Origin of the sequence: Sorangium sp. So ce321, from assembly GCF_051530195.1 — a bacterium.
GTDB lineage: Bacteria > Myxococcota_A > Polyangia > Polyangiales > Polyangiaceae > Sorangium.
Map to the genome: position 1 here is coordinate 7,555,929 of NZ_CP150329.1, position 15,669 is coordinate 7,571,597.

Sequence of the window (15,669 nt, forward strand, 5' to 3'; positions counted from 1 at the left end):
AACGCCGCTCCGTCAGCGGATCGAGAACGGATCCCGGTCGCGCGCGCTGATGTCGACCCGGAGCGACGGCAGCGCGGCCCGGAGGCGCTCGGCGAGGCGCTTCAGCGCGGCGCGCTCGCTGTTCGAGTGCAGCGCGCACACCACGGTGACGCCCGCGCTCGCCGCGCGCAGGGCGTCGTGGTGGCGCAGCTCGCCGGTCAGGTAGAGCTCCGCCCCCTGCGCGATGGCCTCCTCGAGCAGCGCGCCGCCCGCGCCGGCGCACGTCGCCGCGCGGGAGATGGCGCGCGGCTCGGGGCCGGCCACGAGCAAGGCGCCGACGCCGAGGTGCTCCTTGATGCGGCCGAGCAGCTCGCCGAACGGCGTGGCGCCGCCGAGCGGCCCGATCCGGCCGATGCCGGCCCGCAGCGGCTCGGCGGCGAGCGGGACGAGATCGAACGCCACCTCCTCGTAGGGGTGCGCGGCGCGCATGGCCTGCAGGACGGCCTCGGTCCGATCGCGGGGGAACACCATCTCCAGGCGCACCTCGGTCACGCGCTCGAGCCGGCCCTTCTCGCCCACGGCGGGGCTCGTGCCCTCCTCGCCGAAGAACGTGCCCGTCCCGACCGTGCGGAAGCTGCAGCGCGAGTACCGGCCGATCTGGCCCGCGCCCGCCTCGGCGAGGGCGTCGGCCACCGCGTCGGCTCGATCCTCCGGCACGAAGACGACGAGCTTGTCCTGCCACGCCTTCGGCGTCGCCCGCCTGAGCGGCGCGCGCTCCCCGGACATCCCGAGCGCGTCGGCGAGGACGTCGTTGGTGCCGCCCTCGGCGACGTCGAGCGCCGTGTGGGGCGAGTAGAGCGCGATGCCGTCGCGGATCGCCGCGAAGACCGGGCTCGGCGCCACGACGCGCTTCACGGCCTCGAAGAGGGGCGGATGGTAGGCGACGACGAGATCGCAGCCGAGATCGCGCGCTTCCCGGGCGACCTCGGGGGTGTAGTCGATCGCGAGGAGCGCCGCGGACGAGGGCCGCGCCGGGTCGCCCGCGAGCAAGCCCACGTTGTCCCACGGCTCGGCGAACCGGAGCGGGGCGATCGACTCCAGCGCGGCGAGGACGTCTCGGAGGAGGGTCATGCGCGCCTCTATACCATCAGGACCGATGGAGGAGCGGAGCGCAGCCGGAGTCGCCGCGCCGCGCGCTCTGGGCGGCCCGGCCGTCGGGCGGCCGTCTGGCGACCTCGATCTGACCGACAGGGCATCTCCTGATACGCAGCCTGCCGACGCGATCCGGGCGCCGTCCCCGGCGAAGATCGAGTAAAAGAGGGGCCGTGCCCCCGAGAGAACAGCCGGCCGGTACGGTCGTGTCGATATGGCGCTACCCCGTCAAGTCCATGCAAGGAGAGGAGATCGACGGCGCGGCGATCACCGAGCGCGGCGTGCTCGGCGACCGGGCCTATGCCCTCCTGGACCGCGAGACAGGGCACATCGCGAGCGCGAAGCACCCTGGCAAATGGGGCGCGCTGCTCGCGTGTCGCGCGGCCTTCGCCGAGCCGCCGCGCCCCTCGGCCCCGCCCCCGCCCCTCTGGATCACGCTGCCGGACGGCGCCGTGATCAGCAGCGCGCAGCCGGACGTGGACCGGGCGCTCTCGCGCGCGCTCGGCCGCGACGTGGCGCTCGTGAGCCGAGCGCCCGAGTCCCCCAGGCGCGAGGCAGATCGCTCGCCCGTGGATGGCGCCGCGGCCCCGACCACGATCGTCGAGGAGCCGATGGCCCTCGCCGCGCCGGCCGGCACCTTCTTCGATGTGGCGGCCCTGCACGTGCTGACGACAGCCACGCTCGATCGGCTGCGCGAGCTCCACCCCTCCGGGCGCATCGAGGCCGCGAGGTTCCGCCCGAACCTCGTCGTCGCGACCGCTCCGGGCGAGCGCCGCTTCGTCGAGAACGGGTGGCTCGGCCATGCGCTGACGATCGCCCCGGAGGTCCGGCTCGACATCATCGATCCTTGCCCGCGCTGCGTCGTCCCCACGCTGGCTCAGGGCGCTCTCCCGCGCGATCCCGGCCTCCTGCGCGCCCTCGCGCAGCACAACGCGGTCGCGAGCGCGACCCTCGCGCCCGGCGTCATGCTCCCCGCGGTGGCCGGGGCCTACGCGACCGTGCGCCGCGAGGGCGCGATCCGTCGCGGCGCAGCCGTTCGGCTGGAGGCAGCGCCCCTGTCCCCGCCCCGCTGAACGGCCCTGCGCCGGCTCCTGCGAGCTCCGCCCCCCCTTGCTCAGGACATGCGCCGCAGGAGCACCGGAGGAGGCAATGACCGACAGGGCACGACGATCATCTCCAGTAGACCCACATGAGCTCCTCAGTCCTCACTCCGGGTCTCACGTCGTCGCCCTCGACCACCGATCGCCACCATTTCGGCCGGATCGAGCGCGCAGCGCCGGTCGAGATCGCCTGAGCGGCGACAGCTCCAGCGGACGATCACAAGCACTCTCGCCATCACCGCATCTCGGAGGAGGGGTGGTGTTTTCATGTCCATTCAGGATCTCTCACGATCCATCCAGAGCACGCAAACATAACGCATCACTGGATATCTGGCCGCCCCAGGGCGATTGTTGCAGTCACAGAGGCGAGGATCGCGCTGCACGGCAGTGGCAGCGCTCTTGCTTTGACGGGAGAGGCTCGCTCGCGAGCGTGCTTGAACGGTGCCGGAGCGTGACGGTCGCGAGCGACGGTCACGCGGTCGACGAGCAGTCGGACCGTCAAGTTGTATCAGCAGCGGAGAGGCTGGCCGCGCTTGCGGCCTCTCCTTGGCAGCGCCCCGTCGCGCCGCGCCCACGCTCCTGAGGGGGGAAGGCGCGGCGCTCTCCCACGCGGGGGACGGGCAGATCAGACCGAGCTTGGAAAGGAAGACACCATGCAGCGCTTCAAGTCACACCTGTCCGCGGTTGTCCTCACAGCGTGCGCTCTCGCGTCCGGCTGCTTGAGCCCCACCGGTGACGTGGAAGCGGGGGCGACCCCCACCGCCTCGGGGACGCTGACCGTCGCCGTCGCCAACGGCGAGGCGCGGTACATGCTGGAGCGGGAGGACGGGACGTTCGTGCGCCTGAACCTCGACGCCATGGAGGCGACGTCGCCGGGCGGCGAGCCGTCGACCGACTGGCGCACGGCCAGCGGCTCGCCGGTGGACGTGTTCGGCGTCGAGGGCGACGACGACAGCATCGACGTCGAGATGATGCGCCCGGCCGAGGGCATCGGCTCGCTGACGAGCGCGGTCGTCACGACCGGGACCAAGCGCGTCCTGGCGCTGCGCGTGCAGTTCGACGGCGGCCAGACGCTCGGCACCGAGCAGGACATCCGCAACACCCTCGACGGCGCGGCCACCCACCTGGCGGGCTCTTCCTTTGGAAAGATGAAGCTCGAGTACGACGTCGCCGGCCCGTTCAACATCAGCTTCGGGAAGTGCGACGACTACAACAGGTGGCAGAACGAGGCGAAGACCGCGGCGAAGAACGCTGGGTTCGACCTCAACGCGTACCAGCACTTCATGATCATGGGGAAGATGGATTGCGGGTATGCCGGCATGGGCGCGCAGCCCGGCAACGCCACCTGGATCGCCGGCCTCTGGCCCGAGGTCGTCGTGCACGAGCTCGGCCACAACTTCGGCCTCTGGCACGCCTCCTCGCGCACCTGTCGCAACGCAGGGGCGACGGTGACCATGAGCAACGACTGCACCTTCGACGAGTACGGCGACGTGTTCGACCCGATGGGCAACGGCGGGAAGCAGCACTTCAACGCCAACTACAAGGTGAACCTGGGGTGGATCCCGTCGGCGCAGGCCGTGACGATCAGCGCCGATGGGACCTACACGCTCGCCCCCATGACCGAGGCGAGCACCGGGACTCAGCTCCTCCGCATCAAGGGGCCGAACGACATCATGTACCAGGTCGAGTTCCGCCAGCCGGCGGCGACGAACGTCATCGATTCCCGCAATCTCTCCGGGAAAGGCGTCCTCGTCCACGCGTTCTTCACGCAGTCGCGTGAGAGCGGCCGGGCGCACCTCCTCGACATGATCCCGGGCGGCAATTTCAGGGACGCTCCGCTCGTCGTCGGCGCCTCGCATCAGCTCTTCGGGACGAACGCGACGCTGACCGTCCTCTCGGTGTCGGCCACGGGCGCCCAGGTCCAGATCACCGGCCTGGGCGGCACCGGCACCGGCACCGGCACTGGCACCGGCACCGGCACCGGCACCGGCACCGGCACCGGCACCGGCACCGGCCAGAGCCTGACGGCCCTCCATTCCGGCAAGTGCGTCGCCGTCAGCGGGGCGAGCACCGCCAGCGGCGCCACGCTCGTCCAGCGGCCGTGCACCGGCGCGAGCGACCAGCAGTGGCAGGTCGAGGTCATCAGCGGCACCACGGCGGTCGTGAAGAACGTGAACAGCGGGAAGTGCCTCGACGTGCAGGGGTCGAGCACCGCCAACATGGCGAACATCATCCAGTCGGACTGCGCCGACAAGAACAGCCAGAAGTGGGATCTCGTCGATCGCGGCAGCGGCGTCGTCTCGCTGCGCTCGGTCGGCAGCGGGAAGTGCGTGGATGTCTCCGGGGCCAGCACCGCCGACGACGGCAGGTTCATCCAGTACACCTGCCACACCGGCACGAACCAGCAGTTCCGCCGGCAATAGCGCGCGGACCTGGCGCGCGGACCCAGCGCGCGGCCGGGGGCGTCGCTCCCGGCCCGCGCGCGGCGCCGTCGCGGGTCGTGGCCAGATCCGAACAGGGGCTCTCCCTGCCTTGACCGCGCCGCGCTCCTCCTGTCGAGGCGTTGCGCCGCGCAGGAGGATGGATGTACCTCCGTTCGATGAACCGCATCGCTCTGGGGCTCGGGGCCGCCGCGGCCTGTCTCGCCCTCTCCGCCTCGACGCCCGCCTCCGCCAATGGCCGTTATCCCGCCGCCGGGCAGATCCTCGTCGATCCCTCCGATCCGGACCACATCGCCCTGCGCGCGACGTATGGCCTCCTCGTCACGCGCGACGGCGGCGAGCGCTGGTCGTGGATCTGTGAAGGGGCCATCGGCTACAGCGGCTTCGAGGACCCCATGATGGTCATCACCGGCGGCGGCTCGATCCTCGCCGGGCTCTTCGACGGGCTGAGCGCGACGCACGACGGCGGCTGCCAGTGGGAGATGGCGGAGGGCGAGCTCGCGCAGCGCAACATCGTCGACCTGTCGATCGACCGCGCGGACCCCGCGAGCGCCATCCTGCTCGGCTCGAGCGTCCTGGCCAGCGACGCGATCGTGACCCAGGTCTGGGAGTCGAAGGACGACGGGAGGACCTGGACGCAGGCCGGCGCCGACCTCCCGAGCACGTTCCTCGGCGTGACCCTGGACAGCGCGCCGAGCGATCCCCGGCGCATCTACGTGAGCGGACGCTGGAACGGCCCCACGTTCCAGGGGATCGTGAAGCGCTCCAGCGATCGCGGGGCGACCTGGGAGGACTTCGAGGTGCCCGGCAGCGACGATCGCAACCTGCCGTACCTCGGCGCCGTGGATCCGGTCGACCCCGACATCGTTTATGTGCGCCGCGACGGCGATGGCGCGGACGCCCTCCTTGTCTCGAACGACGGGGGCGCCACGTGGCGGGAGGTGTTCCAGGCGACGAGCCTCCTCGGCCTCGCCCTCTCGCCCGACGGGACGATGATCGCGGCCGGCAGCGACGAGGACGGCCTGTGGATCGCGCCGACGGCGACGCTGGAGTTCACCCGGGTAGGGCAGCTCGGCGTCCGATGCCTGACCTGGACCGCGCAGGGCCTCTTCGCCTGCGCCGACGAGCTCGTGGACGGCTTCACCGCGGGCGTCTCCACGGACGGGGGCAAGACGTTCTCGCCGCTCATGACGCTCGACCGCCTCTGCGGCTCGCCGCCTGCCTGCGGGAGCGAGAGCTCGACGGGCCAGACCTGCCCTCCGCTCTGGCCGTCGACCGCGAGCTTCATCGGCGCGAAGGGCTCTTGCGGCGCCGGCTCCGGCTCGAGCGCGGCCTCGAGCGGGGCCGGGGCGAGCGACGGCGGGGGCGAGGCGGCCGCGGGCGGGACCGGGGCGAGCGACGGCGGCGGCAGCTCCTGCGGGGCCTCGGCCGGAGGGCGCTCCGGCGCGCTCCTGCTCGGCATGGTCGCCGCCGGCGGCGCGCTCCTGCGGGCGCGGCGGCGCCGGCAGATCCGGCTCAGCCGCCGCGGGGCGCGCCGAACCACGTGGTGAGCGCGCGGCGCAGCCGGCGGTGGGCGCCCCCGTCGGGCTCGCCCTCGCCCGCCACCCAGGCCACGTAGCCGTCCGGGCGGATCAGCATCGCCTCCGCGGGGCGCGCCGGCTCTGCGCTGCGCGCGACGACGGTGTCCACGCGGTCGTCCCAGGGCGCGGCCACGTCGCCGAGCGCGGCGCCGCCGGTCAGGTCGAGCAGCACGCCCCTGGCCCTGCGCATGAGCTCCGCGACCCGGGTCTCGCCTTCCCCGGTGATCAGCCGGAGATCCGGCGCCCACCGCCCGAGCAGCGGATGCGACGCCCCGGCCTCGCCGCGCATGTCGTAGCGGACGTCGACCGCGTCCAGCATGTCGACGACGTACCGCAAGCTCTGCTCGTGCTTGAGCAGCTCCCCGAGCAGCTCCCGCAGCGCGGCGACGCGCTCGTCTCGCGCCATCAGCGCGCCTTGCGCCCGGGTGTGCATGATCACGCGCCGTCCCTCGGGGTGCCGCTCTGCATGGTAGGTGTCCAGGAGCCCCGGCGGCGCCGAGCCGTGGATCTCCGCGGCCAGCTTCCAGCCGAGGTTGACCGCATCCTGCAAGCCGGTGTTGAGGCCTGGCCCGCCCGCCGGAAGATGGATGTGCGCCGCGTCGCCCGCGAGCAGCACGCGGCCAGCGCGGTACCTGTCGGCCTGCCGGCTGGCGTCGGTGAACCGGGACAGCCACCGCACCTCCCGGACCGGAAGGTCCTCGCCGAGCGCCTGGCGAACGCTGGCCTGCAGCTCGTCGAGCGTCATTGGCGCGCTGCGGTCGAAGTCCGGCGGATAAGGCTCCGACGTGACAACGCGAAAGACGCCCGCGCCGAGCGGGACGATCGCGATCCCGCCGAGCCCGAAGCGGACGCGGCGACCGCCGGAGAGCACGAGGTGTCCCTGCTCCGTCGCCTCCTCGGGCAGCACGACATCGGCGAGGCGCAGGAGCCGAGAGGGAGGCAGACCAGGAAAGCCGATCCCGGCCAGCTTGCGCACGGCGCTGCGTCCGCCGTCACATCCCACGACGAAGCGCGCGCGAAGCCCTGTTTCGCCGTCCGGCCCTCGCGCCACGACCGTCGCGCCCTCCCCGTCCTGCTCCAGCCCGGTGAGCTCGTGCCCTCGGCGGATCTCCACGCGGAGCTCGCGCGCCCGCTCCTCCAGCAGCGCCTCGATGCGCGCCTGGTGGATGGCCAGGAAGCGCCTGGGAGCGCTCCCGCGGTCGTCGTCGAGCCCGCGGAGGTCCAGCGGAATCCCGCCGAAGTGCCTGAAGATCGACATGTCCAGGGCGCCCTGCTCCGCGCGAAAGCGCTCGAGCAGGCCCCTGTGATCGAGGATCTCCACCGCGCGCCCGCCGAGGCCGAGCGCCTTGGATAGCCCCGTGGGCTCGGGCAGGCGCTCCAGCACGACGGGGCGCACGCCGGCCAGGCGCAGCTCGCAAGCCAGCATCACGCCTGTCGGACCGCCGCCCACGATGACGACATCGACGCTCATACGCGCTCTCCTTTGTTCGACTGCTCGACGACAACGATGGATGGTTAGGAACGACGACGGAGGGTGAACGAGGCTTACTTCACGCGGTCTTGCCGGTGTCCACGCGCCCGCCTCCTCCAGGCGCGGTCACGCCGTCCAGCACCAGGCTCACGGTCTGCTCGCCGAGGCGCGCGGCGAGCTCGGGGTCTCGCTCCAGCCGTTCCCTGACGTCCAGGAACCGCGGCCCGAAGATGCCTATCGCGGTCAGCGCGCCGAGGACGGTGCAGTAAAGAAGCTCGAAATCGCAGTCGCTCCGGAATACCCCGCCGCGCTGCCCTCGCTCGTAGAGATCGCGCAGCTGCGACGGGAGCCTGGCGAGGGTCGCCGGGGGCGCGGACCGCCAGCCGCTCATCGCCTCGTGCAGGGCGAGCGGCATGATCCGAGGGTTCGCCAGGAGCAGCCGGAAGAACGCGGTGAACGAGCGCCAGAGCCCCTCGCGCGGCTCGAGCGTCGCCGATTCCTCCAGGGTCGGCCGCCACGCCGCCATGAGGCCGGACCACTGCTCCTCGAGCACCGCGCGGTAGAGCCCATCCTTGCTCCCGAAGTGATGGTAGATCATGCGCTCGTTGACCCCGGCGCGCCCGACGATGGCCTGCACGCGGGCGCCCTGCGGCCCGTGCCGCGCGAACTCCTCGGCCGCCGCGTCGAGCAGGGCTCGCCGCGTCTCCTTCTTCGCCTCGTCCGCCATCTGGTAAACGATCATTTACTCATGTTCGGGCGCCGGTCAAGGATCTCCGGTAAATGATCATTTACTCATGGCCGAGCGGCGGCCTGGGTGTGATCTGGCCGGTGCGTCTCCCCCTCTGCCCGAGGGCGATACGCCGGGAGGACGCCGGCCTGTCCGTCGCTCGACGGTCGACCGCGGCGTCAGCGCATCAGCAGCGCGAGCACGTCGTGGATGCCCGCGCTGGGCACGCGCACGCGGGCGCTGAGGCGCGCCGCGCCCGAGCCGGGCACCTCGGAGGTCATCGCGAACGGCATCGAGATCTCGCCGCGCGAGGGCAGCCTGGCGAGCCCGGCGAGCGCGTTGGCGGCGTCGTCGAGCGCTTCCGGCGTGTCCCCGCTCGCCGCGAGCATCGTCCAGCCGGCCAGCGAGAACAGCCCGCCGGCCAGCGTCCCTGGCTGCCGCAGCGCCTCCACGCCTGGCGCCGCGCCGAGCGTGCGCTCGTCGCGCCCCGGGTCCGCCGCCACGCGCAGCCGCTCCACCACGGCGGCGGCGTCCTCGCCGAACCCGATCCACGTCCGCTGGCCGGCGGGGACGACGTAGAGATGGCTCGTGTGCGCGGGCGGCGCGTCCTTCGTGAGCGGCCTGGAGCGCAGCTCGACGTGCAGCGTCCCGGCGGGCAGCGCGGCCGGCGCGCGGACGATCACGGGATCGGTGATCTCCTTCTCTTCCTCACCGGCCTTGGCCGCCTGGCCCTTTGGCGCCCCGCCGGTCGCGCCCGCGGCCGGCGCCGCGCTGCCCGCGGCGGGCGCGCTCGCCGTCTTCTTGTCCAGCTCCTCGCCGAGCTGGATGAGCTCCTTCACACCCGAGATCCAGGCCTGCGCCGGCTCCTCGACCGCGACGAGGAACCAGCTCTGCAGGGCGCCGCGCGCCGCCTTGCGCGTGCGCGTGCGCGGCGCGCCCTTGCCGCCCTGGTAGGCGGCGAGGGCCTTGTCCGCCGCCGCGCGATCGCCGCCCGAGCCGATGACGAACGGGCCGCCCGTGAAGGCCAGGGCGCCGAGGCGATCCATGAACCGATCGAGCCCCGGCGCGTCGTAGCCCTCGTCGACCATGTCGTCGCGGATCCCCCGGAAGAACGCCTCGCGCAGCGGCGTGAGCTCCGCGCGCGACGCGCCCTGACTGTAGAAGGCGATCGCCGTGTCGCGCGGGAGCCGGAAGAAGGCCGGCGGGGTGGCGGCGTCCCGCGGCGCGGCCGGCGTGACCGCCAGCGCGAGGGGCGAGCGCCGGCTCGCGAAGCGCATGCCGAAGCCGACCTCGATATCCGGGCGAACCCACGTGAGGTCGACGCTGACGCCCTCGATCTCGCGGGCGAACGCGTCGACGAGCTCCACGCCCACGTTCCCGGCGTGGCTGTCGTCGTCCTCGTCGGGCGTGCTCTCCACGCCCTCGACGATGATCCGCCCCGGGACCTCGACCCGCGCGTCCGCCTCGAGCGGCTCCCGGCCCACGACCTGGACGAGGTAGGGCGCGGCGGCCTCGAGATCCTGGACGTCATCGGCGCAGATCAGGCGCGCGCTGCCGCTGCGCTCACCGGGATCGAGGGCGCATACGCGGGGTAGCGCCCGATCCTCGGGCTCTGTCTCGCGTACTCCCTCGACGCGCAACATGCCCCGGAGCCCCTTCTGCTCCTTCAGCTCCTTGAGCACGAAGCGCTCCTGCAGCCGCGGCATCTCGCGCTCCGGGATCGACAGGGAGGCCACCAAGCGCGGGCGCTCGGTGCCGAGCACGGCGGCGTCGATCGGCTTTCCCAGATCGACCACCTCGGCGAGCGCCGGGCCGAGCGCCTCCTCGAGCAGCATCTCGGGCGCCATCTGGCCCGGGCCGAGCAGCATCATCCCGAACGGCGTGCCCGCCAGGAGCTGCGCGACGTTGCCCCAGGTCCGGCGCACGTCGGCGATCCGCAGCACCGAGGAGAGCTCTTTCGGCGCGGCCGGGGGACGCGCTTCCGCTGGCTGCGCCGCGCGGGCGGGCTCGGCGTCCGCAGGGCGCGCCGCCGGAGCTAGCAGCGCGGCGCCGCCGGGCGGAGAGGCCGACGCGCCAGCGCACGCGGCCGTGAGGATGAGCGGGAGGAGGACGGCGCGCTTCATGGCGCGGCGATCGTCGCGCCTGAACAGCGCCGCTGGCAAGCGGCCTGCACGATCGGGCCACCGGAGAGCGCTGCGCCCCCATGCCCCTCAGGGCGTCGCGCGCCGCTCGAACCAGGCACACAGACGACACGAGAGCTGAGCTCGCGTCGCTGAGCCGGCGCCCGGGTGAGCCCCGCTGTCGCCCGCGGGCGGCGTGCGCCCGTCTTGTACGGCGACATCGCCTTGCCAGAGTCGGATCGACGCGGGGCCTTCGCGCGATCGCCCGAGCGTGAGCGCGGGCGCCATCGTGTGAGCCAGCGGGGGCGGCGCCACGTAAACTCCGTGTTCGCGAGGCGGCTGCCCGTGAGCGCCCGCCACAGGCCCCCGGTTTGTTGGCCGCCCTGGCTGCCGCGATGGACACTGGCGAGACGGTCGTGATGAAGAAGTGGAGCTTCCTGGCCCTGGGCCGCACGTACGAGATCACGGATTATGGCCCGAGGTTCGGGATCGAGGTCACACGCGACGGCTACACGGTGTGGACCGGTTACCGTGACGGGGCGCGGCTCGTGACGGACACGAGCACCCTGCCCGCGCGCGAGCTGCTGGCGATCCGCGAGGAGCTCCTGCGGCGAGCGACATCCCGGAGCCCCGCCCCGCAGGCGGAGGCGGGCCCGCGCGCGCGCCGGCCGCCGCGCGCGGTCGAGCAGCTCGACCTGCTCGGGGCCCCCGCGCTCGTCGGCTGCCCTCGCTGAGCCGGGGCGAGCGCTTCGACCGACGGGGACGCCAGGGAGACGCTGGATTCTCCAGGCGTCCCTGGCGTCCTGGCGGCTCGTTCAATCCGGGCTGCCGTGGCCGACGCGCCCGAGGGCTACGTCAGTTGTAACAGCGTCCGGCGATGCCGGTCCCCACGTCGTAGCAGTAGTAGCAGCCCGGCGTGCCGGGGTAGGTCACGCGCGCGTCGCAGATCTCCGTGCACGTGCCGTAGTAGCACTGGTATCCCGCTCCGCAGGTCTCCCCGGAGCAGGCGCCGCCCGGAGGCGTCGTGCCGGGGACGCCGCAGCTCGGGAAGCTGCCGCCGGAGTACTGGCACGCTTCCCCCTCGGCGCACCCCGTCTGGGCCAGCAGGTCACAGGTCCCCTCTGGCGCCGGCCCCACGAAGCCGACGTTCCTGTCGTCGAGGCCGAGGCTCAGGCAGTTCACGCCGAACGTCGTGTCGTTCACGTTGCAGAACTGGGTGCAAGTGCCCTGCTCCGGGTTGTCCGGATCCACCTTGAGACACTGCGACCCCGCGACGCACTGGTCCGAGGTGCACGGAGAGCCCACCGGCAGCGTTCCTGGTGACGCACAGAACGTCCTGCCGCTCGCGTCGGCGAGGAGGCAGGTCTGCCCCGACGGACAGTAGTAGCTATAGAGCAGGTTGCACTGCGCGAGCCCGTCGTTCGGCGTGACGTCGAACTGGATGTCGACCACGCCGTCGCCGAGGACGATCGTGCCTTGCCCCGTGGTGAACGTGAACGAGACGTCGGTCGTCGCCGCGGCGTCCACGTCGATGATCTGAGGGTTCTGCGAGACGAGGGCCGCCGCGACGGGAGACTCCGTGCCGTCCCCCTCGATCCTGTCGAGCTGCCAGCCGTCCAGCAGCCGCACCCGGTAGGGCCCCTGGAAAAGGGTCGCCGTCAGCGCCTCCGCGTCCGGATCGCTCTCGGAGTCGAGGGTGGCGACGTGGGCTCCGTTCATCGAGTCGATGGAGAACGTGGCGTTGTGGAGACGGAAGTTGCCGCCCGTCGACGTCACGAGCGGCAGGCTGACCGTTCCGGCCCCCTGCTCGCTCTGCGGGTCCACAGGCGACGTGCAGGCGATCGTGGTCAGCGATCCAGCGGAGAACAGCAGCGCCAATCCGAGATGAAAACCCCTGAGCTTCATCAATGACTCCATCCTTCTGCCTGTCGGGCGCGGTGGATCCGACCTGACGTCGACCTCGATCGCGCCGAGGGCGAGGTGCCGTGGGCACCGTCGCTCTCGGATCTGCGTGCATCGACCAGGGCCCGTCGTCACGCGCGGGATTCCACCTGTGTTGCCGAGGCGCGTGTGCGTCGCGCTTCGACGTCCGGGAAGAACAGCAACGGCCGTGCCAGCACGTCCGCTCCGCGATCCAGGCCGGATCTCGCTGCGGCGTGATCCCGGGAGCAACGGGTTGCGCCGCCGTTTTGCAGGATCACGCAACGAACGGCGCAAGCTGATGCGCGTTGCTGCGCCGCGCCGTGCGCCTGACGCGGTAGCCTGCAGGATCATCTCCCCGTGAGGGTGGCTCCGTCGAGGCCACGCCCGCCCTCTCTCAGCGTCGCTGCTGTCACCTTCAACTTCGGCTTCGGCGCGACCAGCTTCCCGATCGCCGATCGGCTGACCGGCTCTCTCGGCGAACCGCGGGCGAGCTCTCCTCGCATCTGGCCCCTCTGGCTCTCGCAGAGCGAGAGCCTGACCACCTTCACTGTCTGGGCGGGTTGAAGCACTTCTCCGGGCGCGTCGGCGCGCCGTCCCGCGCCGCTTTCTCGTGCGCGTAGAAGCAGCGGAGGCGAGCTTCGATGAGCGGGTTTTCAATCCCCTCTGGCAGCAGGTCGAGCGCGTGCGACCCTGCGCTGATGGCGTCCATGACTCGGCCTTGCACAAGGAGCAGCATGCCGTAGGTGTCATAGCAGGACGCGCAGCTCGGGTCCGTTTGAAGGGCGCGCTTCACGTACGTCTGTGCTTCGTCGAACTCGCGGTGCTCGAGGCGGTATCTGGCCATCAGATTGAGCTGTGCCGCGGTGGATGCAGTGCGGCCCAGACGATCGACGAGCGGGGCGGCGCGTCTCATCGCATCAAGTGTCGTGATGACGCGATGACTCGCCAGCGTGTAGAGAAACCTCACCATCGCCAGGAGATACCGAGGATCCGCCGGCCTCACCGCGAGCGCCGCCGTGAGCTCCTGCTCCGCCTCCTCGAAACGAGCCTCGGCGATGCGCAAGCGGCCGCGCCAGAAGCGAACCTCCGGGTTGTTCGGTTCGTGAGTGAGCGCCTCCTCGAGATGCGCCGCCGCCCAGGCCCTCTCATTGCCCTCCCACATCTTGAGACGAGCCCAGAGCACGTGCACCTCGGCGTCGCTCATCGCCCGCTCGACCTGCGGCGGCGAGGGCGGCGGGCCCGAGTAGGGGCCGACCTTCTTGATCAACCGCTGGCCCACAAGGTAGCTCCGGTAGTCCCGATCGAGCTGCTCTGGCGGGATGTCGCTGATTGCTTGCTGAAAGGCCTGCCGCACAGGCGCGCCGCGCGAGGCTGCCTCGAGGAAGCTGGCGAAGCGTTGCACGTACTGTTCGGGGCCGTTGATCAGCATGTGAACGAGCGCCCATGAGCTCAGATAGTTGATCGTCACCCGGCGCCGCTCGACCGCCGAGGCATCTCCGGAATGGCCGTAGAAGTCACCGCTATCAATGTGTAGAAGCTCCGTGGCGGACCTCGCCTGGCCGACAGGGATCAGCACGCGCGAGAACGGACCATTGCTCGCGGTGCGCCAGAAGGACCCCTTCAGGAAGTCGCGATCGGGCAGCGGTGAGCCGATGTATGCATAGCCATCCTGCAAGCGGAACGTCGAGTAGAACTGGGAGAGGCCTTCGCTGAGCCACGCTGGCGTGGGCCCGATGCTCTGCGCGATGAAGTGGTGCGCGAGTTCGTGCTGGAACGTGAGGCGCGTCTGCTCACCCAGCGAGCCGTACATCACCATGGTCGGCGCGGGCTCGAGATCGTTCGGCAGCGAATGCATGAAGAAGCCGCCGGTGGGCCTGGGGCGGAACTGACGGAAATCCCGCTCGCGCGCGAACAGGATGATCTGCATGCGGAACGGGTCGGGGTCGTCGCTCGGGAAGCAGACGTCTTCGAGAGCGTTGTACGACCTCTCGAACTCCGCGAGAGCTTCGCGTGCTTCGGAGCGGTCGAGATCCGTCCACATCACGAAGTGCTGTGAGGAGAGCTCTACCCACGGGGCACCGCCCTGAGACGCACAGGTGAGAGGTGGTTTGAACTGAGTGCAGCCGAGACCGCTTGCGACGCAGGTCACGAGCGCGGCGGCGCTGAGGGACCGCATTAGAATCGAAGCCGACATGCGATTTCCTGGATGCCCATCGCCATGGATGCGCGAGCCGCGGCGAGCGGTATGCCATCATCGCGCTTGCGTCAAGGCGTCATCGACCACCGGCTTGCCTGTCGTCAGAGCTCACCGGAATGCGTGCGCGCATTCCGGTGAGCTCTGACCGATTGCCACGTCACATCAAGATCGCACGCCTGGGCGCATCATCAATATGGAACGTGAATTTCGCGTCTGTGATGTGGACCGCTACCGCGCATCGACGGTGGCGCGAAACTCGTCGACCAATCTCCAGAACAGTTCCCACAATTCTACCCGTGCACGTGGACACGCGCCGCGTCCTCCGCGGCGCATGGCGATGAGCCCGAGTTCATCGTCGTGCCGGTGCCCCGTGAACCCGGTCCTCACCTCGCTCTTCTCGCCCTTCGTCACCACCAACGCCTTGCCGTCCGCCTCGATCCGCCTCCCGAACGGCTCGCAGTGTAGCCGCTCCACCTCCTCGCCCGCATCATCCGTCAGCAGCCCCACGCGCTCCATAATGAGATCCGAAAGCCGGACGTCGCGCTCGAGCACCGCGGCCAGCGTGCCCCAGTTCCCGAACGGCCATCGCCGACCGAAGAGCCGCCGCTCTGCTCTAAGCGCGAAGCTAGGCCCACTCCGACCTGGAGGTGAGTTGCCTCACGATACGGCGCATCCGCTCCGGCAAGGTGAATGTCGGCTCATGATGCACGTCGACGTCTTGCATATTCGCGGCTCATACCGGTCAAAAAAAATCGAAGGGGATTGCGCGGCTTCCGTGTGACTGAAGCCGCGCGGGAACCAATCTCGACGATGCCAAACCTCGGGAGCCTTCTCGGCAGAGCCGGGCGATCTCCCACGGGCATCAGACTTCGCCAACGTCAGACCAGTCGGGGGCATGTATCCCGAACTCGAACTCGGCTTGTGCTTTGGCTTCATCGACGGTCAGGTGCCAGGTGTCTGCCACGCACACTCCTTCCGA

Annotated in this window: 11 protein-coding genes; 4 read left to right on the plus strand and 7 right to left on the minus strand. The window is 71.0% G+C overall.

The window, feature by feature from the left end:
* Nucleotides 1-12: 12 nt before the first annotated feature.
* Nucleotides 13-1,110, minus strand: coding sequence for a Nif3-like dinuclear metal center hexameric protein (locus tag WME89_RS27765; protein ID WP_438002728.1), 1,098 nt, complete (start codon nucleotides 1,108-1,110; stop codon nucleotides 13-15).
* A 194-nt stretch (nucleotides 1,111-1,304) separates the two neighbouring features.
* Between WME89_RS27765 and WME89_RS27770 the strand changes: the two genes are divergently transcribed.
* From WME89_RS27770 to WME89_RS27780, 3 genes are all read left to right on the plus strand, one after another.
* Nucleotides 1,305-2,204 (plus strand): MOSC domain-containing protein, encoded by a 900-nt coding sequence (locus WME89_RS27770; RefSeq protein WP_438002729.1) that lies wholly within the window; start codon nucleotides 1,305-1,307, stop codon nucleotides 2,202-2,204.
* 680 nt (nucleotides 2,205-2,884) lie between these two features.
* The gene (locus WME89_RS27775) at nucleotides 2,885-4,654 is read left to right on the plus strand and encodes an RICIN domain-containing protein (RefSeq protein WP_438002730.1); all 1,770 of its coding nucleotides are present in this window, start codon (nucleotides 2,885-2,887) and stop codon (nucleotides 4,652-4,654) included.
* Nucleotides 4,655-4,830: 176 nt separating this feature from the next.
* Entirely contained in the window at nucleotides 4,831-6,222 is a 1,392-nt protein-coding gene (locus WME89_RS27780; protein WP_438002731.1) for a WD40/YVTN/BNR-like repeat-containing protein, read from the plus strand.
* On the opposite strand, the gene WME89_RS27785 is transcribed toward WME89_RS27780, so the two are convergent.
* The 3 genes from WME89_RS27785 to WME89_RS27795 all read right to left on the minus strand — a co-directional run bounded on the left by WME89_RS27785 (nucleotide 6,188) and on the right by WME89_RS27795 (nucleotide 10,573).
* Complete coding sequence (locus tag WME89_RS27785; protein ID WP_438002732.1) at nucleotides 6,188-7,723, minus strand: FAD-dependent monooxygenase; 1,536 nt, start codon at nucleotides 7,721-7,723, stop codon at nucleotides 6,188-6,190. The genes WME89_RS27780 and WME89_RS27785 overlap by 35 nt on opposite strands.
* Nucleotides 7,724-7,802: 79 nt before the next feature.
* A complete protein-coding gene (locus WME89_RS27790; protein ID WP_437662973.1) occupies nucleotides 7,803-8,465 on the minus strand; it encodes a TetR/AcrR family transcriptional regulator in 663 nt (220 codons plus the stop codon).
* A 164-nt stretch (nucleotides 8,466-8,629) separates the two neighbouring features.
* On the minus strand, nucleotides 8,630-10,573 hold the full coding sequence (locus WME89_RS27795) for a hypothetical protein (RefSeq protein WP_438002733.1): 1,944 nt from the start codon (nucleotides 10,571-10,573) through the stop codon (nucleotides 8,630-8,632).
* Between the two features lie 392 nt (nucleotides 10,574-10,965).
* On the opposite strand from WME89_RS27795, the gene WME89_RS27800 reads away from it, so the two are divergent.
* Nucleotides 10,966-11,304, plus strand: a complete 339-nt coding sequence (locus WME89_RS27800) for a hypothetical protein (protein WP_438002734.1) — start codon at nucleotides 10,966-10,968, stop codon at nucleotides 11,302-11,304.
* A gap of 121 nt (nucleotides 11,305-11,425) precedes the next feature.
* Here the strand turns inward: WME89_RS27800 and WME89_RS27805 are convergent, their stop codons facing one another.
* The 3 genes from WME89_RS27805 to WME89_RS27815 all read right to left on the minus strand — a co-directional run bounded on the left by WME89_RS27805 (nucleotide 11,426) and on the right by WME89_RS27815 (nucleotide 15,242).
* Nucleotides 11,426-12,475: a hypothetical protein gene (locus tag WME89_RS27805; RefSeq protein ID WP_438002735.1), complete on the minus strand. Its 1,050-nt coding sequence runs from the start codon at nucleotides 12,473-12,475 to the stop codon at nucleotides 11,426-11,428.
* Nucleotides 12,476-13,037: 562 nt separating this feature from the next.
* Nucleotides 13,038-14,534: a tetratricopeptide repeat protein gene (locus WME89_RS27810; RefSeq protein WP_438002736.1), complete on the minus strand. Its 1,497-nt coding sequence runs from the start codon at nucleotides 14,532-14,534 to the stop codon at nucleotides 13,038-13,040.
* 384 nt (nucleotides 14,535-14,918) lie between these two features.
* Entirely contained in the window at nucleotides 14,919-15,242 is a 324-nt protein-coding gene (locus tag WME89_RS27815; RefSeq protein ID WP_438002737.1) for a hypothetical protein, read from the minus strand.
* Between the last annotated feature and the right edge of the window lie 427 nt (nucleotides 15,243-15,669).